Below are 23,334 nucleotides of genomic sequence, written 5' to 3' on the forward strand. Positions count from 1 at the left end.
GTCTGTGAAACATACTCGTTTTTGCCGCTCCGGCCTGGAGGGCCTGTGCCTCCTTGGCAGACCCAGTCCTGATGTTCCACCCTTTTGGAGGTGGATGCGAGTCCACAAAGCGCACGTTTGGCGGAACCGATCTCGGCTTGCCCTTGCGGATTGGGCTAACTGTTTGCCGATGTCAGGCGCGCCAGCAAAGCAGAGGCCAGGCGGCGTAATTCCCGGCTCAAACGCGACCAGCGGGCCGTCTGGGTTACGGACCGTCCGAGGATCAGAGCATTGTTCACCGCCCGCGGGTCGTCCGGCAACCAGGCTTCGATCTTCCGCTGCAAAGCCTCTTCCGCCTTCTGCCAGGGAACTTGTCCGGATTGACCGTAACGGTTCGCCACGATGACGATGTCCTGGGCGGAAACCCCGTTATCGACCAGAGTACGGACATATTTCCGAGTGAGGCGCAGACCCGGCGGGTCCAGCCGCGTTAGCACCACGACCAAATCGGCAGCACGCAGGATTGCCTCTGCCTCCAGGCCATGTTGTGGTCCGGCATCCAAGACAATCCAGCGGTAAAGATTGCGCAGGATGACCTGGAAGTCGCGGACGTTGTCGGGTGTCAACTCTTCCGCCGCCAGGGTTTCCGGAAAATACGCGAGCACATCAACCTTGTCCGGATGTTGTACGGCCGTGCTGCGGACCATACTGCCGTCCATGCGCTCGCCGGCCTGGATCAACTCGGCCAGGGAGTGCTTGGGCTGGAGGTCCAAGTTCAGGGCCAATTGGGGGACGCGAGTACCCAACTCGGCCAAGACCACATTCTGCTCCCGTTCTGCCAGAGTAAAGGCCAGGCCCGTCGCCACGGTTGTGCAACCGGCTCCGCCTACAGCCGCGGTTACACTGACGATGCGCCCGCGGATTTCGGGAACCCGCCCACTCCGGCGCAGCTCCTCGATGGCCTCCAGCAACCGATCGCGGACGGCATCGTAAGGCCAAACATCCGCAGCTCCGGCTGCACGGGCGGCTTCCACCACTTCCGCATCCTGCTGATACCGCGTGATAGCATACACCGGCTGTTGCGTTTGCTCAGCCGCTTGGCGCACCGCTCGCAAGGCGGTTGCCGTGTCTCCATCCAGGAAAACCAAGACCAGATCGCCGGGGGGTTGGCGTACCAAACGGACCCGCAGGTCACTGAGCGGCACGCAATCGCTAGCGGCGCAGTCCAATCCTAAGTGCAAAGCGGCCCGGCGACCGTGTTCCCGTTCGTGCTGTCGCTCTGCTGCTAGCAGTACGCGCATAACGCCAGAGGATTCCTCGAAGCGGGATTCAAGCATGGCGGCGTCCCCTCACCAGAGTGGCATGCGGTTTACTCGGCAAGTCGGACGCGACAGACCATGCGATTATTTTCCCAAAACGCAGGGGGCGGTTCCCGCGGCTCAGTCACCACAGCGGCGTGAGGCAGAACGCAAGGTTGCAGGATTAGCACCAGATTCGACCCTTGCGTCTGGATTTCCACAATCCGGGCTGCCGTCCAACCGCTGACGCGAACCTGTCCCTGGAGCGTATCATATTCACTATAGAGTGGCCAGAGCCGCGCTGCTCCCGTACTGGCCACATTCTGTAAAGCTTCCAGCAGCATCCCACGCGCCGGACTGCCAACGGGCGGCAAGCCCGCCGCACCCGGTACATTCACCTTATTATCCCCTCGGAGCACAAAACCGCCAGCTCCAAATTGCCGTTCCAGTTCCGGTCGGCGGATTCCCTCCTGGATCTGCTGAATGGTCCCGGCGAAATCTTCCACCCCGATCTGAAGAAACAGCGCCGAGCCGGCTGCCGGAGTACTCCCCCCCAACGGCTGAAGGATTTCCGGCAAGCCATCCGCACCGACTTGCCAGCGCCGATTGACACCGTCGTAACTCCAGGAATCGACCAAACCCTCGTGCCATTGGGCTTCCCAGCTCCGCATGTCGGTCCTGCTGGGGTCCGAATATAAGGCGATCGGGATCAGAGGGATGGGACGATCATGGCTAGGGCGATAACCGACAACGCGCCAATCCAGGAAGGCGGTGGCCCGTGCCATAATCGCCTGCTGGGGAGGCCGGCCGCCCCACAATCCCGGCAGCGCCGAGCGCCGTACCGCGACACGCACCGCATTGATCGACGCATTGTCCCAACTGTTCGCATCCGCTGGCAAGGGGGTTAATGTTCCTCCCAGGGGGCGGTCCAAATGGCCGATGACAATGTCGCCATCCGGGTCGTTACTCTCGTTGAGGTCCAACGTCAGGCGTTCATCGCCGGCCAAGTTGAGCTGGCCGATAGTCTGAGCCATCTGGCGGGCTTGGCGGACCCGGTTTTGCATCGGGGTTTGATAATGACTCCGCAGCAGGAGACTGTCGTCCGCCAGCAAGCGGGCACCGGCTAAAGCCGCCGCATCGGCTCCCCCTTGCGCCTCGTAGCGCACATCGCGTAGCAGGCCGACATACACCACAAAGCCGATTAACAGGAGGAGAACAGGCAGGGCGATGAGCACGCTAACGCCGGAGGCACCGGCACGGCCACGCCAACACCGACACCGAGGCTGGGCGAACATGCGAGTCTCCCTTCGGAAAGATTCAGGCCGGGCGAGCTGCTATGCACACGAGCTTCACGCACCTCCTGGCATGGGGACACGCTAGCTTTCCTGGCGGTAACTCGGAGGATCACGACACGGGCTTTCCCCGCGTCTGCCGGTGTTCTCTGCTCCCCAGGGATTACCACCGGGGGGGAACAGAGGAAACCGGAGGCTGACGACCCTTTGCTCCTCTAGATCATTGCCGAGCTTGGGCAGCGCGCCGAGCCTCCTCGCACGTCTTGCACTTTTCGCCAGTGGCACTGGGCAAACGGAAGGAGATCGGTGCAGAGGCCGCCGCGGCGGGGAGGCTGCTAACCCGGCCCATGCTATCGCGGCTGCCGCCCGCTGGATAGACCGGAGTGTAGGGCGGAGGAACGGCATCGCGATTGTAGTTGCCGTTCGGATTGGGCGGCACGGCACCGGGCAGAGTCGCGGGGTGGTAAGCCCCACCGTGAGGAATGATGGTGTAACCCGCGTCCTTGACACCCGTCAGATGGTGGATCACCGTCGCTCCTGGGGGCAGCCCGCGAGGGGGCGGCGGCTGGATGTTGAATATCCGCATCAGATCAGCGTCGCTGACCGCCATTGTTCCCTTGACGATCTTCTCGACCCGCTGGTCCTCCTGGGCATATTCCGGACTGGAAGGATCGGAGAAGACTCCGGGCGGCAGCTTCGGCGGAGGAGAAGCGGGCAGCAAGCTCAACTGGCCCCGTGTGCTGGCGTATTCGATCAAAGCTGCGCGATAGGGGTTTGTCTGCAGCGTGAAGTTCAGCGGCTTGTCGTCCGGGTCCATCATCAGCACTGTCCAGGGAGTGTTCCGCTTCATGACGATCTTGCAACTGCGAGCGATGCAGGCCGTCCGCAACTCCTGCTGATCCCCGATGGTGACCTCGGTGGTCAGGAACACGTCCACATATTCACCGACGCGCAACTGCCCGCCTACCGCTCGGCTCTTAGGAACCTGCACGTTGACGGCCCGGGTGCCGGGTTCCAAGCGCCGGCTGATCTCCTCCGGCAGGGCGAGTTCCTCAAAGTAATCTTGCAGCAAGACCTGATCAGCCAGAACGTTCCGCTTGAGCACACGCAAGGCGGCAGCAGCAGGCATCGGCGGCAGTAGCTTCGACCGCCAGTTTTCCCCCAATCGAGCTTTGAGTACCTCCGCCTCGCTCGGATCCAGTTCCCGGACCATGACCTGATCGGCCATGACGGTCGTTCCCTCGAACATGTTCTGCTTGGCCACCAGCACCTTGAGCGGCGGGGGTGGCGGCGGTTCCTGAGCCACCTTGCGGTCAAATAGACCGGCATACTTGGCGACCGCGACGGCCCCTAAGCCGATCAGTAACGCTAAGGCCAAGGCGAATACGGTGCTTGCTCTCATGGGCGCTCCCTCATGGGGTGTTCAACGGGGTTGAGGAATCTTCCCTGTACGGCTCCGGCTCCTGCCTCCTTGATCTCCTGGCAAGGTTCGTCTTATCCGAGGTTTTCCTGGTCTCACTCTTTCAGCATGATGGACCGGCCGATGAGTAGCTCACTGGGGGGGGCCGGCACCAGCCAGGTCATCGTGGCATCGCGCACGCTGATTTCGACCCGCACTTCCAGCGGCTCTCCCGGTGCGATGGGGCTGGGTTGCCCATCGGGGCGGCCGATGATCACCTGAGCGCGGGCGGCACGGGTAGGACCCAGCACAGCAGCGACCACTTGCCGCACCTCAGTTTCATCCCCGCCTAAGGCCGCGACTCGCGCCGCTCGCACGCTGGCTTCCCCGACTAGCTGCTCGGCCACCAGGAGATCGGCCAGACCCACCAGGCCCGCGGCCACAGCCAACAGCAGCGGCAGGACCAGCAAAGTTTCCACGGCTGTGGAACCCCGCCGAACCTGACGCCGCGCTCCAAACTCATCCCACCTTGCGCTCGATCTCGTCATGGGCGACCCATCCGGTTTGAGGAGTGGCGGGTGAGACCCCGCGGGGATTCACTATCTGCAATTCCCAACGATAGACGTACAGCAAAACGGCCACGAGACTGATCAAAAGCGGCAGCGAGTAGGTCATCCGCATCGGCCGGGACGCCGGAAGGGCTTTCCCTTCATTCATGGCCCGGCGATCGGCATCGAGTTTCGCCATTGTGGCCTTGATCCGCCGGGGGGATAAACCGCTTCCCACGACGCGGAAGAAGACCCAAACCAAAAGCACGATCGCCGTCGCCAGCCAGACGAACAGAAAGCCGCTCAGTCCCAGCCAGGCACCAATCGCCGTCATGAGTTTCACGTCACCTCCGCCGCAGGTGCCCATCACCCAAAGGATGAACATCAGCACGAAGGCCACGGTTGCCCCCACCAACGCCAGCGTCAGACCATCCAGGATACCGAGCCAGACCGTCCCCGTTTCCCACACCCACAACGGCCGGCCCATAGCACCCTGCCATCCCCCGCGCACGGCATTGGCGATCAGCCCCAGCACCAGCATCGCCACGGTCAGCACATTCGGAATCTTGGCCCGCTTGGTGTCTGTCCACGCAGCGATGCCGGTCAGTCCAAACAGCACCCCGAGAAAGACCCAGGCAAACCATACGTTCGGGAAAAAGGTTCTCTCCACGGGGCGCCTCCTAGACTTCTTTTCTCGGCATATCCGTTAGGATCGAAATTCATGCCGCAGTCGCAACTGCTGGTCCCTCTAAGCAGAATGGGCCTCGGGAGGGGCGGCTCCCGAAGCCCGATTCCGTTCGGTGTCAGCTCAAGCTACGATCACACGCCGCAGAAGGCCTGGTTGATGTCATTGTTACCCGGAGGAGTGGTTTCCACACTGGTTTGTCCGAATGCAGCACGACCAGCAGTGTCATCCGCATCCGAACCCTGCTTGCTGGCCTTGCAGCCGCTCTGCGTGACAACATGATAATCCTGGCTCAAGGCGAGGATGGCATTGGACAGCTCGGTGTACTCGACGTTGATCGCCCCTTCCAGATTGGCGAAGCCGACCACCAAGCCCAGACCGACGATCGTGACGAGGAACAGGTACTCGACGGAGATGACACCAGCCTCGTCCTTCCACAGTTTGGCGAACATGCATGAACCTCCCATGCAGTGGGGGGTTGGGATCATTCCGCCCTGACCGGCCACACGCCGGTCTGGACCGATGGGCGAAGACCCCGCCCGCCCCGATCTTCCTCCCGTTCCCATGCAGCAGAACCGGGAGTGTTTTGGGCACGGCTCAACCGATCGGGCGACCATCGGGAACCGTGAGTATTCGGGCGGCCCGCGGAAAAAATTCCATTTTTTTGTTTGACAGCGGGCCGTTCGTGATCTAGTCTTGGGTATCCTTCGGGGTTTAGGCGAGTGGAGGGTGCATCCGGGCTACTCCGAACTCGCAGCGGCTCCGTGTTGCTCGTCCGTGTCGTGTGCCCGTCACCCCATCGTGAGGTGACCTGGGCGATGGCGGGTTTGGCCTGCTATCCTTGTCCATCTTGGGAGGATTAGCCGCGCCAACCCTGTCGGTGGATACTTCATCGGGTTCGATGCTTCGTCAGTCCTCCCACTACCCTCGTTGGACTGACCGTTGTTTTCGTTCCCGACGCCGAATTTTGCCCAACCGACACCCGTAGTGTAAACGGGTCGCAAAATCTCCGCAAGAGGAAAAATGCCAAAAAATGGAATTTTTTGTCTCGCCTGAATTTCGGGAGATGATTCTGATTGTTGTTTGATTAATGGCCCTGGTGCAACATCCCTTGTAGCAACAGGTTGCGTCGTGTTTTTGCTATAAGTATAATCAGAACGTCCAGGCAGCCAGCGCCCCTGTCCTCCTAATTTTTTCGGTTTGTGACAACCTATTGTCAGTATCCGTCCCTTCAGGAACATCGTTTTTTGGCAATATGTACACTGCCTCCACCGCCAGTTTCTCGCCTTCCTTCGGAGCAATGGAAATCACCTGAGATCACCTCAGGCTCTATAGTGCGGATGGCTCATCTGGGCAGTCCTGTGCAATTTGTCGATTTTAGCTAATTATCTTGTCTTGACGTTTTGGACACTTGGTTTGGCAACACCGGATATTCCGGTTGAGCAAAATGGAATTGTTTTATGCTGAGTGATGTATCTGCCGATGCTAAGGGCACAAGGTCCGATCCATTCTGCCCATGCGGGGGAGGTACACATGGGCGGCGCTAGCTCACCGCTTCCCTTGGCGAGGTACGCGAAGCGGAGGCTTTTGGGCGGATAGAGGGAGCGGACCTTTCGGGGACAGCGGCATCAAATCCCGTCAGGGGAGGTGCAGACCATGCAGAGGGAGCGGCCAAGTCAGTCCGAGTCCAGATCACCGAGCCAATTCGAGTCCCGATCGCCGAATGGTTCTTGCCGGACTCTGGGGTTTGCGGTGGGATGTCTGCTGTGCCTGGGAGTGGTGAGTGCCTCGGCTCAGAATCCGAGCGGGGGGCCAGGAAGTGGTGGCGGCCCGACTCTGAACACCGGCGCCATGCCGAGGGTAATCAGTGGCACTTTACCTCCCGGCGAAAGTGTGCTACCGGCAGGGCAGATGCCTGGGCCGGCGCTGGCCACACTCCCGCCGCTGCTTCTCAGTCCCGATGGTAAGCTGACCCCGGTGGTTCTCCCCCAAGGCGCTCAACCTCCAGGAGGAGGGGCACCCGGAGCGGCGCAGCCGCCCGCCGGTCAACCGGGCGGAGGAGGAATGGGCCCGCCGCCAGGAACGCTCCCACAACCGCGGCCCTTCCCGCAATTGCCGTTTGGCGAAGAGAAGCTACGCCTTCCCCGCCTCGCTGGGAGTGGCATCCTCGGAACCACACCGGTTCCCACCGAGAAGGACCTGGAACAGTTCCGCCAATTTATCGAGGGTGTAATAGATCCCCGCAATACCCTGGACCTCATCGAAGGTCGCGCCCGCGTCATCCTCCTCAAAGAGACGCCCAAACGAACCCAAATCGTCGATGAGTCGGTGGCCAATTTCCGCATCCTGGAACCGGATGGCAAGCAAATGACCATCATCGGCCTCAAGGCCGGCATTACCGTACTCAACCTCTGGTTCACCGATCCCAAGCAGAAGGACAAGGACGTGATTCTGAGCTATCTCGTCCGCGTCTTTCCCGATCCGGAGGCCAAGGAGCGGCTCGAAGCGGTCTACAAGGCTTTGGAGCAGGAGATCAATCGGGCTTATCCCCGCAGCCGCGTCCGGTTGACCCTGATCGGTGACAAGATCATGGTCTCTGGCCAGGCGCACGACATCATCGAGGCGTTCCAGATCATTCGGATCGTCGGCGCGAATGCACCGGGGCAACAGCAGCAGCAACAAGGGCAGCAACAGCGGCCGAACGTGCCGACCTCTGCCCTGACCCCGACCGGCAACCCTTTCGATCCGCTCCGCCCCGGCCAGACTCCGGGCCTGGAAGAGTTCCTGACCGCAGGCGGCCCCAACGTCATCAATAACCTGCGAGTACCGGGGGAGCAGCAAGTCATGCTGCGGGTCATGGTAGCGGAGGTCAATCGTGCCGCCGCCCGAAGCATCGGAGTCAACTTCAGCATCATCAATAATCAAGGCACGCTGGTCTTCGGGCAGCACACGGGAAATCTGATCTCCGGCCTAACCCAGCCCGGTGCGGGAAACGCCGCCGGACTGGTCAACCTGCCGGTCAACTTGGACAACGGTCAGATTCCGATCGCCATCCAGGCGCTGCGCACACTCAACTATGCCAAGTCGCTGGCGGAACCGACGTTGACGGCCCGGAACGGCGCCACCGCGTTCTTTTTGGCCGGCGGGCAATTCCCAGTCCCTGTGATCACGGGTCTGGGCGCCTTCGGCCAGTTCGGCGGCGGCTTGCAGGGCGTGCAATTCGTCCCCTTCGGCGTGCAACTATTCTTCACCCCGGTGATCACCGATCGGGATCGCATCCGCCTAACCGTAACAGCGACGGTCAGCACGCGAGACAACGCCGCTGCGACCACTATCGCCGGCGCCTTGGTACCGGGACTGAACACCCGCACCTTTTCGACCACGGTGGAGTTGCGCGAGGGACAAACCATGGCTGTGGCCGGTTTGATCCAAACCAACAGCGGTGCTCAGGCTGAACGGGTGCCGTTCTTCGGCGATCTGCCCTTCGTAGGCCGCCTGGCTTCCTTCCAGCGAGCCAGCGCCGGGGAACAGGAGTTGGTTATTCTCGTCACCCCAGAATTGGTCCATCCGCTGGAACCGCATGAGCTACCCAAGCTGCCAGGAGCGGATGTCTTCGAGCCGGGGGACCTGGAGTTCTATCTCCTGGGGCGTCTGGAAAGCCGTCGGGCGTATGACTATCGCAGCCCGGTCATGACAGACATCCACCGCATGCTCAGCTATCGTCGCTGCGAGCGGCAGTACATTCTCGGACCGAGCGGCCATACGGAGGAACCGGAAGCCGCCCTGCTCATCTACCAGCCGCCCGCTTCCGGCGATGCCAACGGCACAGCACCCCCCGCGGGTTCTACTACCCCGCAAAGTCCATCAACCCCGCCGAACAACAACAGCGGCAGCCGGGCAGCTCCCAGTTCTCCACCGCCGCTCACTGCCCAACCGGCGACGCTGCCTGTGCGGACTGATCCCCACCGACGGTGAGCGCCCCATGACGACAGCAGCGGAAGTAGGAATCCTCATAGTGAACTTCATCATATATGTGTACGAAATTGTAATTGTGAACTTAAGAATACGTGATCGAAGCCATCGTCAGGGATGGCGCAGGTGAGCGGGCCACCGTCCGCTACCCCTGACCCAAGGAGAGGGACCAGGATATGGAACGGGCAATGCGCTACGCCCAATGGCTGCTCGTGCGAGCCATCGCGGTGCTGGGAGTGGCGGTCGTGGTGCTCGGCTGTCATCACGCCGTCAAGGAGGAAGCCGCCCTCAGCAAGAAGGAAAAATGCCACCAGTGCTGGTACAACGCCCATATCGACAACTGCGCGGATATTCCCAAGGGGGCGATCCCGGCACCCATCGGCACCTTCACCACGGAATGGCAAGCACGCCAGGCGGGCAAAGCCGAAGCGGACGACTTTGTCTTCTACTACAATGAGTGGCTCGATGATCAGGCCGTGCTTGGACCCTACGGCGGCGAACATTTGGATCGCGTCATCCCCCGCCTGCCATATGTCCCCTTCCAGATCATCATTCAGCCGGAGCCGGACAAACCGGCCTTGAATGCTCGGCGGCACAAGGCCATGATCGAGGCCCTTACGGCTGCGGGGGTGCCGGATGCTGCCCGGCGCGTCGTGCTCGCGGGTTCGCCGGCGGAACCGCTCCTGGGGGATGAGGCAGACTTCCTCTACCCGCGCCTGATCATTGGGGCGCTCAACCCCTTCGCCTTCTACGGCGGCGGTTTGGGGTTTTTGGGCTTCGGCGGTCTGGGCTTCAACGCCTTCGGGGGCTTCGGCGGCTTCTACGGCTTCGGAGGATTTGGCGGCTTTGGAGGATTTGGAGGATTTGGAGGCTTCTTCGGCTTCCGTTGATTCCGCCAGAAAGTCCTCCTTCTGCACCGCTTCCGCCTTTTCCGCCAGAGGAACCGAACATGACCCGCTTCTTCCCTGCCGTTGGTCTGGCAAGTTTCCTGCTCCCTCTGGTCGCGGGCTGCCAAGGGACAACGGGGACGATCCACTCCGGCAGCGGCCTCCTCAGCAGTGCCCGCCTGTGGCAGAGCGACCCGCCTGCGCTGCTCATCGGTCCCGAAGCGGCAGCCCAAGCCCCCCCACCGCCGGAATTGCCCGCACCCGAAGCCGCCCGCTTAGCCTTCCGCACGGCTCAGGAATTCGAGAAAAACGGCCGCATCCCGGAAGCCATCCAGTTCTACGAAAAAGCCCGTAGCCATGATCCCGCTATGCGTCTCCATGCCGCCCGCCGCCTCGCCGTCCTCTACGACCTCACCGGCGACTTCCCCAAGGCGGACGCCGAATATGCCCTACTGCTTCAGGCCCATCCCAAGGATGCCGATCTCCTCAACGACCTCGGCTACAGCCATTACTGTCGTGGACAGTGGTCCACTTCTGAACACTATCTCACTCAAGCGGTGCAACTCCAGCCGCAGCACAAAAAAGCCTGGATTAACCTCGGTTTGGCCCGCGCTCAACAGGGCAAGGTGGAGGAAAGCCTCCAGGCCTTCCAGCAGGCCGTTTCGCCCGCGCAAGCCCATTGCAACCTGGCCTTTGTTCTAGCGGCTCAGGGGCACCGAGAGCAGGCGTTGCAGCACTACCGCACGGCATTGCAGCTCGATCCCAGCCTCCGTCTCGCCCAAGCCGCTCTGGCTCGCTTGTCCCCTCCCCAGGCCGAGAGTCCAGCTTCCGCGCCCTGAACTGTCAGCGCTTTGGGGGTCTCCCTCCCTGCTGCACTTCCTCCGGCGATTCGTCTCGCCGCCATCTAACATCCCTACGGAATCGCATTTAGAGAAAATTTTGTTGCTAGCGTAAATTGCATGCAATTCATGCATCAGCGTAATTCCCAAAAAATGGAAAATTTTCGGCATTTTCCCCTTGTGAAGTTTCCGCGAGGCGGTAAACTTGGCATTGTGGCAAGAAATCTCGAAACCGCGATTGCGGGAGTAGGCCTTGCGGGCAATCCAACAGGCAGAGTTTACCCCTTGTTGGATCACCAAAGGTACAAGGACGGCCCTTGCACCGAATCGTCGCCCCAAAGTCGCCCCGCCTCACCCGTCCGGAGGTGTGCCATGAAATGCCGCATGATGTTCCTCGCCGTGCTCGCCACTACCTGCTTGAGCTTGGGCTGGTCCTCCACCGTCACCGCCGCCCCGATTACCTTGGACGATTTTTCGGTCCCCAATCCCGCAAACACCTTCAATTTCAATTCAAGTCAAACGGTGACAAATAGTGGTGTTGGGGATCTAAATGCGACACGTACAGTTACTCTAAATGTGATATCAGCATCAAGTGGCCTTTCAGTCTTCTCTATAGGAGGTGGTACTACGGGGAATTTGGATCTAAACTCGAATAGCTCGCACATAGTAGAGATGACATTAGCATACACTGGTTTTACTCCATTCTCCCTTCCGAGTGGCGCAAACATACAGCTCCCTGTTCAGTTCCATGATCGTAAGGCTGACATAAAGCTTACAATCGTTGGAAGTAGCACACAAACAATAGTACAGACAGTACCAACAATCAACGTTGGCGATCCAATTCACTTTGCAAACTTTGTTCTAACTTCAGGAATAAATAATATCACGGATATCTCTTTCTCATTCAACTATTCTGGATCGAATCCCAATCGCAACGGATACGACATTATTCTGGCCGGCGGCGATCAACCGGTGCGGATATTCCAGGATGTTCCCGAGCCGGGGACGTTGGCGACGCTGGGGCTGATCGGCGTGGTCGGCGGCCTGGCTTTGCGGCGCCGATTGCGAAAGGGCGAAGTTGCGTGACAGGGAATTGTCTTCTACACTTCCCTCAGGTGTAATCCCAAGCAACGGGCAGGAGGCCTTCCTGCCCGTTGTGAGTTTCCCTCCCTCGTAAGCCTGAAAGAGCATCATGAGTGTGGCCTCGCCCCCACCCTCGATCGGATGGAGCCGCCAGACCTTGTATTGGCTGGCAGGAACGTGGTTGCTAACCGCGGCCCTGTTTTATCCCACCCTCCGCCTGCTCGTGCAACTCTGGGAGCGGGATGATAACTACTCGCACGGCTACGCGGTCGTTCCCATCAGCTTGTGGCTGGGGTGGCGGATTTCCCGGCGGGTGGGTCCCCCCCAAGGCGGAGAGTGGCTGTTCGCTTCGCTCAATCTGCTGATTGGGTTGGTGTTGCAGGGTGCAGCGGTGGTAGTACGCTGGCCGCCGCTGAGCTATCTCGCCCTGATTTGTATCCTGCGGGGGACGCTAGTGGCCGCTGGGGGCCGACGCTGGGCGGATGCCTTCAACTTCCCCCTCCTCTTTCTGTTTTTCATGTTCCCCTTGCCGGTGACCTGGACCAGTTACCTGTCCCTCTGGCTGCAAGACATTGTGGCTCGTGTCAGCGAGACGGTGCTGTCCCTGTTTGTCGTGTGCCACCGGGTGGGGCATTCCCTGCGGATTGCGGGGGTGGATCGCTCACTGGTCATCGCGGAAGAGTGCAGCGGGCTGGGGCAGATCATCGCCTTTGCCGCCTTTGCGGTCCTGTTGGGTCATCTGCTGCAACGGAGCTGGTGGCACCGTCTCCTGCTGGTGCTGCTGGCAGTTCCTACGGCGATTGTGGCGAACACGCTGCGGGTACTGCTCATGCATGCGGGGGCCATCTGGTTTGGGACGAGTTGGCTTAGCGGCACGCTCCACGACATGCCGGCGCTGTTCAGCCTGCCGGTGGGCATACTCCTGTTTTTACTGCTCGACCACTGGCTGAGCACATGGCCCTCGCCAACTGCCTCATCAGAGCCGGTCCTTGCTCCTTCTCCCGGCTCGATTCCCCCGCAGCGGGGCTTGCAATGGGTGATCGCTTGGCTGCTCGTAGGAGGAGCCGGACTCTGGCTGCTGCAAGCCCATTTGCAAGAGGCGGGAGAGTGGAGTTATCCCAACCTGCAAGCCTCGCTCGCGGAGGTTCCGCTGAGTATTCCCAACGGGAACGCAGACCAGGCTCTCTGGAAGGGACAGGTCCTAACGGACCAGGAAGCCCATCTGCGGCAGCGACTGTCTTTTGCCGACGACCTGCTGATGCGCATCTACCGGACAGAAGAGGGAGACTGGGTCCGCGTGTACATGGTCCACTCCCGCGCGGGGGAAGACCGCAAGCATCATCCGGAAATCTGCATCCGCGATGTGAGCGGCGCCCCGGAGGATGTGGCCTTCCGCCAGCGAGTCCCACTTAACGCTGCTGGTTCAGCCGAAGCCCAACGCTTCCGCTTCTGGACCGGTGCCAATCGCTCGCTGGTCGTTTATTATTGGCACTATACGCTCGAACCTGTGGCACTGGAGGGTCAGTCCCGTTTACAACGATTGCATCAGCGGGTGGGTATATCTCCGCCGAGTGTCACCGTTCAGGTCAGTACGAGTGGAGAAAATCCTAACCATCTAGCGGCGGTGGAGAAAACGCTCCTGCCTGCCCTGCACGCTGTCATGGAACACCAGATATTACCGGCCGGCAGCCGCTGCGGTTGCGATCGCATCCCGATCGGCTTGGCCCGCTGAGGTTGGCACGCCACGAGTCGCCAGCAGCATCATACCAGAACCAGGCATAGAAACCGCAGACGGAAGATACTCAGGGGATGGATTAGAATTTGTTTTGGCAGGATCGTCCCGAACATCCACCGGGAAGCAAAAGCAGGATGGGAGAGGCCGGCAGTCACGCTCTGATCACGCTTCACTTTCGGAAGGAAAATTGCCATGAGCCTGCGCAACTCAACAGCTTATCGAGTCGCCCTCTGGATACTCACCTTGCTGTGCATGGGAGCAGCAGGGTACATCGCCTATCTGACTTTCTGGGGCGGTAGCTCCCCAGCACGGTTGGCCCGTGCGGCAGAACTGGCCTATCAACGCGGTCAGGCCGCCGAGGCGGACAAAAACTGGGACCTGGCCCAGCAGCGCTACGATGAAGCCCGCCTCCTGGCTCAGAAAGGTCTCGATGCCCTCCAAAAACTGGCAGAAGATCGCAAAATCGGCGAAAGTGAATACAAGACCTTGTTAGGACAATTGAATTGGATCAAGGCCCGTGCGATCCGGGACTACCACTACGCTCGTGCCGCGGCTGAAGACAAACCCCTGCTCGAGCCTTTCGACGCCCCGCTTCAAGAAACCTTCCGCCCCTTCCCTCTGATTCCCGAACCTGAGGACCGAGCGGAAGCTATCGCGGCAGTGCGGATTGCTGGGGCCATGCTCAAAAGTGAGGAGCCTGAAGTGCTCAAGGAAGGGATCCGCTTGGAAATCACCCTTACCCCGATTCTGTGGAAACATGCGGAACCTTTGTTGCGGGAAGCCCTCAAACGCGACCCAAACGATTACCGCGCTCACTACTTCTTGGCCCGTTACGAGTTTGACCAGCCGCTGGAAGATGGGGTCACTCCCACCGAGGATCGGCGCAAGTCGGGGGAACGTGTCCAACTGGCCCGCGAACACCTGGCACAAGCCAAGAAAAAACCGGTGCAATACTGGCGTATCCTCGGCCTGGAAGCGGAGATTCTGAACTGGACGATCCGCACCGCTGAAGCACGCCGCCTCAAACCCGAAGCCCAAGCAGCAGCCCGCCGGCAACTGGAGGAGTTGCTCTTTGCTGAGCCGGAGGGGGCAATCGCCTTGGCAGAGCGCGGCCAAAAGTTTGAGTACTTCGGCAATGCTGACGGCCAGGGAGTGCTGCGCACGTTGCGGATCGCGATGGAATATGCCCTGGAGGAGGCACGCCGTCCTATGGGCGATGCCCGCCGGGTGTCGGCGGTCGCTCGTGCGGCCCAAAAAGTCGCCGAGAAGATGCAGGCGGAAGCCAATCTGCGCCCCTTCCTCCCCAACGCTCTGTCACTGCTGGCTGAACTGGCTGTCCTAACCCAACCGGTGCTCAGCCGCACGGACCCGGCGACCTGGAAGCAATTTAGCTCGGCGGTTGAGCAGATGCTCGCCCAAGCTCCAGCGGGAACGGTTTCACCCCCTCAAGCGAAGCGTCAGCTCGCCCAGTTGCGCGTCAACGACGCTGTCATCGCTCTGCGCAATCAAGACATGGCCCGCTTCCGCGAACTTCTTCAGCAAGCCCAGAAACTGCTCGAAGAAGGCCTGCGCGACGCCGAAGCTGCCAAATTACCGGATGTGCAGCTTGATGAATTTCACTACGATTTGGCGGACCTGAAACTCAAGAGCGGAGCAAAACGCGAGGAGCTAGCCACTCACCTGAGTCGCCTGCAAGCCTCCAATAACCCCCGCCTCAAACAGCGCGGCCAGTTCCTCGAAGCCGTGCTGGCAGAACGGGAAGGGAAACTGGAGCGTGCCCGCCAAAACCTGGAACCGATCGCCAGTAACAAAACGGATCCCCATTTGGCTCTGCGTGCGAAAATGCTGCTCGCCAACCTGAGCCTGGCCTTAAACGAGCCATTGGCCGCCGTGGCCTATTTGCGGGAAATCGAACCGGTGTTCCAAACGCTCGATGAGCTACCGGCGCTGGATCGTGCCTGGCTCGAAGAGTTGACCGGGGGCCGGGACATGATCCTGGCCGCCCTTGTGCAAGCCAACCTGGCCGCCGCTTTGCAAGCCGCTCAGAAGCATCAACGGGACAACCCTAAACAACCCGTCCCGGCCAGCCTTATCGAAGGCTACCTCCAAGCTGCTCAGGACTATCAAAAAAAGTTAAAACCGCCCTCCCCTGCCGATCGCACCGCCCGCCTGTTGCTCGCCGAATTCTATCTTCGCGTCAACCAGAGGGAACAAGCAGAAAAGCTACTGTCTGCTCTTGCCGCGGATTACCCGGACAGCGTGGATGTGCTGCGTGCCCGTTGCCGTTTCCTTGCCTTGCCGAAAGAGCCGGATAGCCGCACTCTGGACCCCAATGGTGTCGCCGCTGCCGATACTTTGATCCGCCGTTTTCTCAAGGATTATCCGACCGACCGGACCGCAAAGCTCTTCTACGCCGAATGGCTTCTGCAAACCCAGCGGACTGACCGGGCCATCGAGTATCTCAAGGATACTGCCCAGTTCCCGCCCAGCGATCCGCTCGCTCAACGTCTCCTCGGCATCGCCTATCTGCGGGCCGGCCAGCGCGAACAGGCTCAGAATATCCTCAGTGCTCTCCCCAATGACCCGAATTTGGATTTGCTCTTGATTCAGACGGCGGCCACCCGTGAAGCCGGGGAAAAACAGTTGCAGGAAGCCATGAAGCGTTACGAAAACCAGGGGCGCTTCCGGGTGTACGAGGCGATGCTCCGCTTGCAAGAAGGTAAGTTTCCCGAAGCCATCCGCGGCTTTGCCAGCGCCATCGAATTTAGCGATGTGCGCTCGGCGGCTCGCAATGGTATGCTCATAGCCTTCGTCGCCTACTTGCAAGCTCAGCCAGACAAAGCCCGCGACTTGGCCTTGCAATACCTGAACGAAATAGGCAACTTCCCCACTTTGTACCTGGTGGTGGCCGATGCGGCCTTGCTTGCGGAGGATGTCGGCGACCCCTCCGACCGCTGGGAAGCTAACAAGACCATGTACGCTGCCTTGAACAAATGGGAAGAGGTCGCCCTCCAGCAAGGCACTCCCCGTGCTGACATCCTACTGACCAAGGCGCGGGCCCATCTGCTGGCTGGCTATCCGGATCGTGCCCGCCGAGAGGCTCTCAATAGTCTGGCGCAAAACCCCACGCACGGTCCTACCTTGCTTCTCCTGACGGAACTCGCCTTGCTCTCCCCTGCCGATCTGACTCGCGCCCAGGAATACCTAGCGGCAGCTCAGAAACATGCCTCCAATGACCCGCGACTCCCCTACATCCAAGCCCGTGTTGCGGAAGCTACGGGCGACCGCAACGCAGCCATCGCCATATATCGCCGACTCATCCAAGAGCAACCGGATGAAGCCCTGCCGCGCTCCCTGCTAGTCAAGACCTTGGAAGATGCCGGCCAGAAAGATCAAGCCCTAACCGAGGCCCGACAATGGTTTACTCGCATGCCAGATAACGTGAACGCTCTGACCACCCTTCTCCGCTTGCTTGTCCTACAAGGAGCCAAGCCGGAGGCTCTGACCACAGCGGATGAATTCCTCAAGCGCCAATTGGCAGCATTGCAAAAACAGATCGAAGGGCAACAACCGCCTCCTTCACCTCAAGAGCGAGAACAGCGGCTCCAGGCCGTCCGGATAGCGATTTTGCTGGCTACTGCCAGCGCCTTCCACAAAGCGCAGGATTTCGAGGAGGCAGCACGCCGTGCGCGAGAGGTTCTTTCTCTCGATTCGAATCACCTCGGCGCCCTGTTGCTTCTCGGGGAAATCGCCCTCGCCCGGCAGCAATGGGATGAAGCTCTCAGCACCTACAACACGATCCTCAAGCTGCGTCCGCGCCACTTCGTTGCCGGTAATAACCTGGCCTGGATTCTCGCAGAAAAAATGCAACAGCCAGCCCAGGCTCTAGCAATTGTCCAGGACATCTGGAAGGGCCGGTCCGGTCTGCCCCCTGTTGCCCCCGAACGTCTGCCCGCCGAGTTTTTGGATACTATCGGTGTCATCTACAGTAAGCTGCAACGCAGTGATCTTTACCCGGAGATGCGCTCCATTTTCGAGGCCGCTATTCGTCGTTATCCCACCGATCCGCGGATGTACCTGTACTTGGCCCACGCGCAAGCCGCCCTCGGTGAGCGCTCCAAGGCCATCGAAAATTACGACGCGGCTATCCGCTTGGCCTCCAACAATTGCCCCTTGCCACCCGAACAGGCGAAGGCAGTCCTTCAAGCGGCGACACAAGCCCGCCAGAAATTGCAGAACTGAAAAGGACACCTCCGCTCCGAGGTCGGTGCCCGGCGACCCTTATGCCTTGGGTTCGGGGATATGAACGACAGCGGGTTGGACCACGCGGGGATCGGCCCCCTGAGGAACATCCGGCAGCTTGACTTCACGCGCCCGCCAACCCGGATGCTCCACTTGACCCCTATACGGCGGCGCCCCTGCCACATGACCAATCACGCGAATCGCGGAAGGGTCATATCCCGCTTCCACCGTCACAGTCTCTCCCTCTTGGGCAGACAAAATCGGCTCCAGTACCACGTGTTCCTTGAGCACTTGCTGGGCCTGCCGGTGTATCTCCCGTACAGCCTGGCCGATCTGAGCATCTGTAGCGGCGCTGATGTCCTCCAAAAGGAAATCCACCAATCGGGCATTTTCCTGCAACAATGCCAGCATCCGCAAGGCAATAGGAGAAACCCCTGATGGGGATACAGGCTCAGGCGACTCCAATGCCCGGTGGATGCGTTCCGCCAGGGCAGGATCACGATGCATCCGAGCCGCCAGTTGCAGTGCCTCCAGCAGGCGAGCCGGCCCACCGGCGCGGAGGGAGAACATGACCACCGCTAGAAATGCCCCCAGCACCAGTCCCACGATCAGCCCAGCGAATATCTCCATAACACACCCCTCTCACGAGTCCTAAAGTCAGTTCCTGCGACCCTGACTTCTACTTCAACCCATAGACCGCATTCTCATGACACATGCTTGACCCGATCGCAGGTTCCCCACGATCCTGATCAAGCACTGGCTGACAACATAGTTTCTCCCGCTTCAGTATGCCGCTTGTTATAGCAATCTCCACAAGCCACTTGCATCGTTACGTCCGGCACACTACCCGCCTGATTGGCCGTCCCGACCTGCTCGTCGCGCTACATCCCACAACGACATTACCGGCTGGGCTATTACCGTTACTATCCGGGATGCTCAGGGTGGACAGGCAGGACAGGTAGCACAATGGATTGTCAAGACCAGTCTCTGTTCACCATTACCGTCATTGTTATCGATCAGTCACTCATGAGCCATCACCGTTCCTTGTCAGCCGCTCCACGAATCGCTGATATCGGCTATTGGCTCTATGAATCGCCGGCGCCATACATTAGCCTCTGGGTTCCTGTTCACGTCCTCAATGCGGCACCGGCTCCTGCGATGCCCCTATTCCCGCTTGTGAAGTGTACTGTTGCAAGTTTATTCCTGCTGTCCCAGCATGCGAATGTAACCCCTACAATGATTGACAGTCTATCGCCCTTCGGGAATGAGGAGAGAGCTGACCTATGCCGCGGGCGATGCGAATGACAGGGCTGGTATCTTTGGGGGTTTTCCTGGCGTCCGTTACTCCGGTTCTGCCAGCGGTCCCTCCCGATGTGCTACAGGGCTGGCAGGCATACACGCAACGACTCCGTCATGCCACCGGAACCATCCGATCCGTCAGGACCAAGCGGGATGGAAAGGAAATCTCCACGGTGACAGCTACTGTGTCTTTCCCTTTGGGAGTCACGGCCGACGAGTAGAAGAGTTCGCGACCGAAAGACTGGCTAGCCGCAACAAAGAATACCAACTTCCCCATCGGGTGTTTTGTGAAAATAGTCAATACGCTTTTCAACTCAATCGGTCGAACAACAACTGGATATTGCACGAGCTGATTCTGGCGAATGATGCTCCTGTGGAGGAAAGAATCCCAACAATTCGGGATCGGTTATCAAGTTCTCTGGCGGATGTGTACATCCGAGCGGCAATCGAGGGGGAATCTCTAGTGCATATGGCCGACCATCTTCAATACCAGGGCATGACAGAACTGTTGTATCTTTGGCCAAGGAATATCGGACGACTCTGCACCGGAGACCCTGAGCTTTTCGATCTTTGACTCTGCATTTGAACGCGGACGAGCATCATACGGTTCGTTCGGCAACCGCAGAGGTTCGAATCGATAATAAGATTGACGTAACGTTGACTATTACGAATGAGTATCAGGTTGTGAATGGGTTGCCGGTTCCTCTACGATCGATGATACGACGGGTATACCGAGTGGATGATAGGAGCGTGGAAAGCAACATTGCATACGAATTTCAGGTTGATCCGAGCATAGATCCGCCGGAGCGGGAGTTTAGCTTATCGGCGTTTGGTTTGCCGGAGCCGGTGGGGGTGGTGTGGGAGAGGCGGACGCCGGTGTATGTGTGGTTGTTGGTGGCCGCGGGGGTGTTGCTGACCTTGGCGGTCGTCTTCCGCTGGCTGGCCCGCCGTCTGCGCCGCGGCCTGTCGGAGGGGTGAGGGAGAAGGGCGGGGAACTACGTCGCACTCGAAGTGGTGATGAGGATAAGAGAAGAGTGTTCATCATTGCAAAAGGATCGTCGATTGTCAGCGACGGGGAACTGACAGTGGAGTATTCCGCTGCATTTCGAGAGGTGAGTCAGGAAAAAACTCAAGCCCTCACAGTTTTGGGTTCGTTCTGGTCTGGTTTCGCAAGAAGGGGGAGTTGTGTTTTTTTCGTTACCCCATTGACGCGATCATCCCAGGAGACAAAATAGGCATGCTGGCGATTCCGCCTGTCCTGGGAAAAAATTAGGATAGGCCCGAAGGTAGGTATCTCCCCCTGCTCCCTTTCCTCCGTGTGTTGAGGTGCTATCCATGAGACGCTGGCTGCCTTGGTTGTGGTTGGTGGTGGTATCTGCAACAGCCGCCCTGAGCGCACCTGCTGCTATTCAGGAGAAGACTCCCAAGAAGCGAGTTCGCATCGCGGTGGCCGACCCGGCGGAAGCTGCTAAAGACCCGGACTTCGCCGTACAAGGGGAGTATGTCGGTGGTAGTGGCGAACAAAAACTGGGCGCTCAAGTCATCGCCCGAGGCTTAGGAGAGTTCGAGGTGGTGGTTTATCAAGGCGGATTGCCGGGTGCTGGAGCGGATATGACCACCGCCCGTCGTTTCAAGGCGGCCCGGCAAGAAAATGGCAGTGTGACATTGCAAAGTCCGAAGGCATCGGGCACCCTGCAAGGCGGCAAGTTCCAGTTTCAGCAGACCACTCTGGAGAAAATCGAGCGCCAATCGCCGACCCTCGGTGCGCGACCTCCGGCTCAAGCTGTCATCCTCTTTGCACAGGAAGGCGACGAGAAAAACCACTGGGACAAGGGAAAACTTTTGGAATTGTCGGACGGTAAATTCCTGACGGTCTCCAAGACAGGGAATATTCGCAGCAAGCAGAAGTTTAACGCCTTCACCCTCCATCTGGAGTTCCGCCTCGCCTGGATGCCCAATAGCACGGGTCAGGCCCGGAGCAACAGTGGCGTGTATCTCCAAGATCGTTACGAGTGCCAGGTGCTGGACAGTTTCGGCTTGAAAGGGGAAAACAACGAATGCGGTGGCATCTATACCCAGCATAAACCACGCGTCAACATGTGTTTTCCGCCCATGGTCTGGCAAACTTACGATATCGACTTCACCCCCGCGGTGTTTGATGACACGGGCAAGAAGGTCAAGAATGCTCGTGCCACCATCCGCCACAATGGCGTGATCATCCACGAAAACATAGAGTTTCCGCGCGAGACTCCCGGCGGCCAGAAGGAAGGGCCTACCCCAGGTCCGCTTCACCTGCAAGACCACGGCGACCCTGTCGTCTATCGCAACATCTGGATTGTTCCCAAAGATTGATGCCATCCGCAGGTTATAGACCAGGGTTGGTCATCCCCATTGCCTGAAGGATCAACCCGACAAAGGGAAAGTCGACTTCGGTTGGCCCCTCTGTCACTTACCGTCCCTGCTCATGCAAGGGAAACCCCTGTATGGAAACCTCATAGTGAAGGTGAAGAAATAGCAATTCCTCATCGTTTCTCTGGAGGATAGGTCATGCGTCGCTCCTGCTTGTTGTGGCTAATGGCTAGCGGTCTGCTGCTGGGCGGAGGAGGAATTGCGACCGCTGCCGATGAGAAAATGAATGTCCTGTTGATCGTTTCAGACGACCTGACCAACAACGCTTTGGGGTGCTATGGCAGCCGTTTGGGACGCACTCCCCACATTGACCGTTTGGCCTCGCGCGGCGTCCGCTTTGACCGCGCCTACTGTCAATTCCCGTTGTGCAATCCCAGCCGGGCCAGTTTCATGACGGGCCTGCGACCAGACCATACTCGGGTCCACGATAATGCCGTTCACTTCCGCAAGAACATTCCCGATGTGCAGACCTTGCCGCAAACCTTCCGCAAGGCGGGCTATTTCGTGGCTCGTGTGGGCAAAATCTACCACTATGGCGTGCCGGGACAGATCGGCACTGACGGTTTGGATGATCCCCCCAGTTGGGAAAAGGTGATCAATCCCCGCGGACGAGACAAGGATGATGAGGACAACAACCTCATATTCACTCTCAATCCCAAGCTCAAAGGTTCTGCCCGTTATGGAGGCATCCTGAGTTGGCATGCTTCGGATGGCTCCGATGAAGAGCAAACCGACGGCAAAATCGCTACGGAAATCATCCGCCTGCTGGAGGCGAACAAGGACCGCCCCTTCTTCCTCGCCTGCGGTTTTTTCCGGCCCCACACACCCTATGTTGCGCCGAAAAAGTACTTCACTCTCTTTCCGCCCGACAAATTTACCCTGCCTGTCATTCCCCCTGACCTGCGGATGGTGCACCCCGCCCCGGCTTTTGCCAGTGCTCAAAAAATCCAAGACGCGATGACCGATGCCCAGCGCCGGGAAGCCTTGCAAGCCTACTTCGCCGCTACGACTTTCATGGACGCTCAAGCCGGACGAGTTTTGGAGGCTCTGGAGCGCCTTCAGCTCCACAAGAAAACCATTGTGGTCTTCCTGAGCGACCACGGTTACCACTTGGGAGAACACGGCTTATGGCAGAAAATGAGCCTCTTTGAAAACTCGGCGCGGGTTCCCCTGATCATCTATGACCCGCGAGCTAAAGGGAACGGCCAAGCCTGCCCCCGAACGGTGGAGTTGACGGACCTCCACGCCACTCTGGCGGACCTGGCGGGCCTGCCTGCTCCGAAAACCGACGGGCGCAGTCTCCGCCCTCTCCTCGATAACCCCGCGGCTGCCTGGGATCGCCCCGCTCTGACTCAAGTTACCCGCGGGACAAAGGACCAGCAATTCTTCGGCTACTCCATCCGTACCGAACGCTATCGCTATACCGAGTGGGACCGCGGCCAACGGGGTATGCAACTCCTCGACTACGAAAAAGACCCAGCGGAAAGCAAAAACTTCGCTAAGGACCCCGCCTACGCTGACATCCTCCGGCAAATGCAACAACTCCTCCGCCAGCAGCAGGAGGCTTCGCGCTAGCTCATTCCTCCCGCTCCCCCCTTGGCCGGACTTGCCCAGTATCTTCCCTCTCACCCGGCGGCTGCCCGCCTTCTAGGATGGTGGGAGACTGC

General features: G+C 59.5%; 16 protein-coding genes. 9 read left to right on the forward strand and 7 right to left on the reverse strand.

Annotated elements, in window-relative coordinates:
* Nucleotides 1-155: 155 nt before the first annotated feature.
* The 6 genes from H0921_RS13160 to H0921_RS13185 all read right to left on the reverse strand — a co-directional run bounded on the left by H0921_RS13160 (nt 156) and on the right by H0921_RS13185 (nt 5,653).
* Nucleotides 156-1,316, reverse strand: coding sequence for an AAA family ATPase (locus tag H0921_RS13160; protein ID WP_194538880.1), 1,161 nt, complete (start codon nt 1,314-1,316; stop codon nt 156-158).
* Between the two features lie 32 nt (nt 1,317-1,348).
* On the reverse strand, nt 1,349-2,572 hold the full coding sequence (locus H0921_RS13165; protein WP_194538882.1) for a pilus assembly protein TadG-related protein: 1,224 nt from the start codon (nt 2,570-2,572) through the stop codon (nt 1,349-1,351).
* Nucleotides 2,573-2,789: 217 nt separating this feature from the next.
* On the reverse strand, nt 2,790-3,971 hold the full coding sequence (locus H0921_RS13170; protein WP_194538884.1) for an RcpC/CpaB family pilus assembly protein: 1,182 nt from the start codon (nt 3,969-3,971) through the stop codon (nt 2,790-2,792).
* A 113-nt stretch (nt 3,972-4,084) separates the two neighbouring features.
* Nucleotides 4,085-4,516: a TadE/TadG family type IV pilus assembly protein gene (locus H0921_RS13175; protein WP_194538885.1), complete on the reverse strand. Its 432-nt coding sequence runs from the start codon at nt 4,514-4,516 to the stop codon at nt 4,085-4,087.
* A complete protein-coding gene (locus H0921_RS13180; protein ID WP_194538887.1) occupies nt 4,488-5,186 on the reverse strand; it encodes an A24 family peptidase in 699 nt (232 codons plus the stop codon). The genes H0921_RS13175 and H0921_RS13180 overlap by 29 nt, the downstream gene beginning before the upstream one ends.
* A 149-nt stretch (nt 5,187-5,335) precedes the next feature.
* A complete protein-coding gene (locus tag H0921_RS13185) occupies nt 5,336-5,653 on the reverse strand; it encodes a Flp family type IVb pilin (protein WP_194538889.1) in 318 nt (105 codons plus the stop codon).
* 1,300 nt (nt 5,654-6,953) lie between these two features.
* Between H0921_RS13185 and H0921_RS13190 the strand changes: the two genes are divergently transcribed.
* The 6 genes from H0921_RS13190 (at nt 6,954) to H0921_RS13215 (ending at nt 17,959) form a co-directional block, all read left to right on the forward strand.
* Complete coding sequence (locus H0921_RS13190) at nt 6,954-9,176, forward strand: type II and III secretion system protein family protein (protein ID WP_194538891.1); 2,223 nt, start codon at nt 6,954-6,956, stop codon at nt 9,174-9,176.
* Nucleotides 9,177-9,349: 173 nt separating this feature from the next.
* Complete coding sequence (locus H0921_RS13195; RefSeq protein ID WP_194538893.1) at nt 9,350-10,063, forward strand: hypothetical protein; 714 nt, start codon at nt 9,350-9,352, stop codon at nt 10,061-10,063.
* A gap of 59 nt (nt 10,064-10,122) precedes the next feature.
* Complete coding sequence (locus H0921_RS13200; protein ID WP_194538895.1) at nt 10,123-10,899, forward strand: tetratricopeptide repeat protein; 777 nt, start codon at nt 10,123-10,125, stop codon at nt 10,897-10,899.
* Between the two features lie 372 nt (nt 10,900-11,271).
* Nucleotides 11,272-11,985 carry a PEP-CTERM sorting domain-containing protein gene (locus H0921_RS13205; RefSeq protein ID WP_194538896.1) on the forward strand — a complete coding sequence of 238 codons (714 nt, stop codon included), beginning with the start codon at nt 11,272-11,274 and terminating at the stop codon, nt 11,983-11,985.
* Nucleotides 11,986-12,091: 106 nt separating this feature from the next.
* Complete coding sequence (locus tag H0921_RS13210) at nt 12,092-13,714, forward strand: exosortase/archaeosortase family protein (RefSeq protein ID WP_194538898.1); 1,623 nt, start codon at nt 12,092-12,094, stop codon at nt 13,712-13,714.
* Nucleotides 13,715-13,909: 195 nt separating this feature from the next.
* A complete protein-coding gene (locus H0921_RS13215; protein WP_194538900.1) occupies nt 13,910-17,959 on the forward strand; it encodes a tetratricopeptide repeat protein in 4,050 nt (1,349 codons plus the stop codon).
* A 39-nt stretch (nt 17,960-17,998) separates the two neighbouring features.
* On the opposite strand, the gene H0921_RS13220 is transcribed toward H0921_RS13215, so the two are convergent.
* Nucleotides 17,999-18,589 (reverse strand): DUF2760 domain-containing protein, encoded by a 591-nt coding sequence (locus H0921_RS13220; RefSeq protein WP_194538902.1) that lies wholly within the window; start codon nt 18,587-18,589, stop codon nt 17,999-18,001.
* A gap of 1,419 nt (nt 18,590-20,008) precedes the next feature.
* On the opposite strand from H0921_RS13220, the gene H0921_RS13225 reads away from it, so the two are divergent.
* From H0921_RS13225 to H0921_RS13235, 3 genes are all read left to right on the forward strand, one after another.
* The gene (locus tag H0921_RS13225; RefSeq protein ID WP_194538904.1) at nt 20,009-20,236 is read left to right on the forward strand and encodes a hypothetical protein; all 228 of its coding nucleotides are present in this window, start codon (nt 20,009-20,011) and stop codon (nt 20,234-20,236) included.
* A gap of 357 nt (nt 20,237-20,593) precedes the next feature.
* On the forward strand, nt 20,594-21,610 hold the full coding sequence (locus H0921_RS13230) for a 3-keto-disaccharide hydrolase (RefSeq protein WP_194538906.1): 1,017 nt from the start codon (nt 20,594-20,596) through the stop codon (nt 21,608-21,610).
* Between the two features lie 195 nt (nt 21,611-21,805).
* Entirely contained in the window at nt 21,806-23,242 is a 1,437-nt protein-coding gene (locus tag H0921_RS13235) for a sulfatase (protein ID WP_228499632.1), read from the forward strand.
* The last annotated feature ends 92 nt before the right edge of the window (nt 23,243-23,334 follow it).

The organism is Thermogemmata fonticola (genome assembly GCF_013694095.1).
GTDB lineage: Bacteria > Planctomycetota > Planctomycetia > Gemmatales > Gemmataceae > Thermogemmata > Thermogemmata fonticola.

What these genes read in the sequence shown, in the direction of transcription:
- H0921_RS13160 (WP_194538880.1), bottom strand. Translation starts at nt 1,316, where the DNA reads ATGCTTGAATCCCGCTTCGAGGAATCCTCTGGCGTTATGCGCGTACTG.
- H0921_RS13165 (WP_194538882.1), bottom strand. Translation starts at nt 2,572, where the DNA reads ATGTTCGCCCAGCCTCGGTGTCGGTGTTGGCGTGGCCGTGCCGGTGCC.
- H0921_RS13170 (WP_194538884.1), bottom strand. Translation starts at nt 3,971, where the DNA reads ATGAGAGCAAGCACCGTATTCGCCTTGGCCTTAGCGTTACTGATCGGC.
- H0921_RS13175 (WP_194538885.1), bottom strand. Translation starts at nt 4,516, where the DNA reads ATGACGAGATCGAGCGCAAGGTGGGATGAGTTTGGAGCGCGGCGTCAG.
- H0921_RS13185 (WP_194538889.1), bottom strand. Translation starts at nt 5,653, where the DNA reads ATGTTCGCCAAACTGTGGAAGGACGAGGCTGGTGTCATCTCCGTCGAG.
- H0921_RS13195 (WP_194538893.1), top strand. Translation starts at nt 9,350, where the DNA reads ATGGAACGGGCAATGCGCTACGCCCAATGGCTGCTCGTGCGAGCCATC.
- H0921_RS13200 (WP_194538895.1), top strand. Translation starts at nt 10,123, where the DNA reads ATGACCCGCTTCTTCCCTGCCGTTGGTCTGGCAAGTTTCCTGCTCCCT.
- H0921_RS13205 (WP_194538896.1), top strand. Translation starts at nt 11,272, where the DNA reads ATGAAATGCCGCATGATGTTCCTCGCCGTGCTCGCCACTACCTGCTTG.
- H0921_RS13210 (WP_194538898.1), top strand. Translation starts at nt 12,092, where the DNA reads ATGAGTGTGGCCTCGCCCCCACCCTCGATCGGATGGAGCCGCCAGACC.
- H0921_RS13215 (WP_194538900.1), top strand. Translation starts at nt 13,910, where the DNA reads ATGAGCCTGCGCAACTCAACAGCTTATCGAGTCGCCCTCTGGATACTC.
- H0921_RS13220 (WP_194538902.1), bottom strand. Translation starts at nt 18,589, where the DNA reads ATGGAGATATTCGCTGGGCTGATCGTGGGACTGGTGCTGGGGGCATTT.
- H0921_RS13230 (WP_194538906.1), top strand. Translation starts at nt 20,594, where the DNA reads ATGAGACGCTGGCTGCCTTGGTTGTGGTTGGTGGTGGTATCTGCAACA.
- H0921_RS13235 (WP_228499632.1), top strand. Translation starts at nt 21,806, where the DNA reads ATGCGTCGCTCCTGCTTGTTGTGGCTAATGGCTAGCGGTCTGCTGCTG.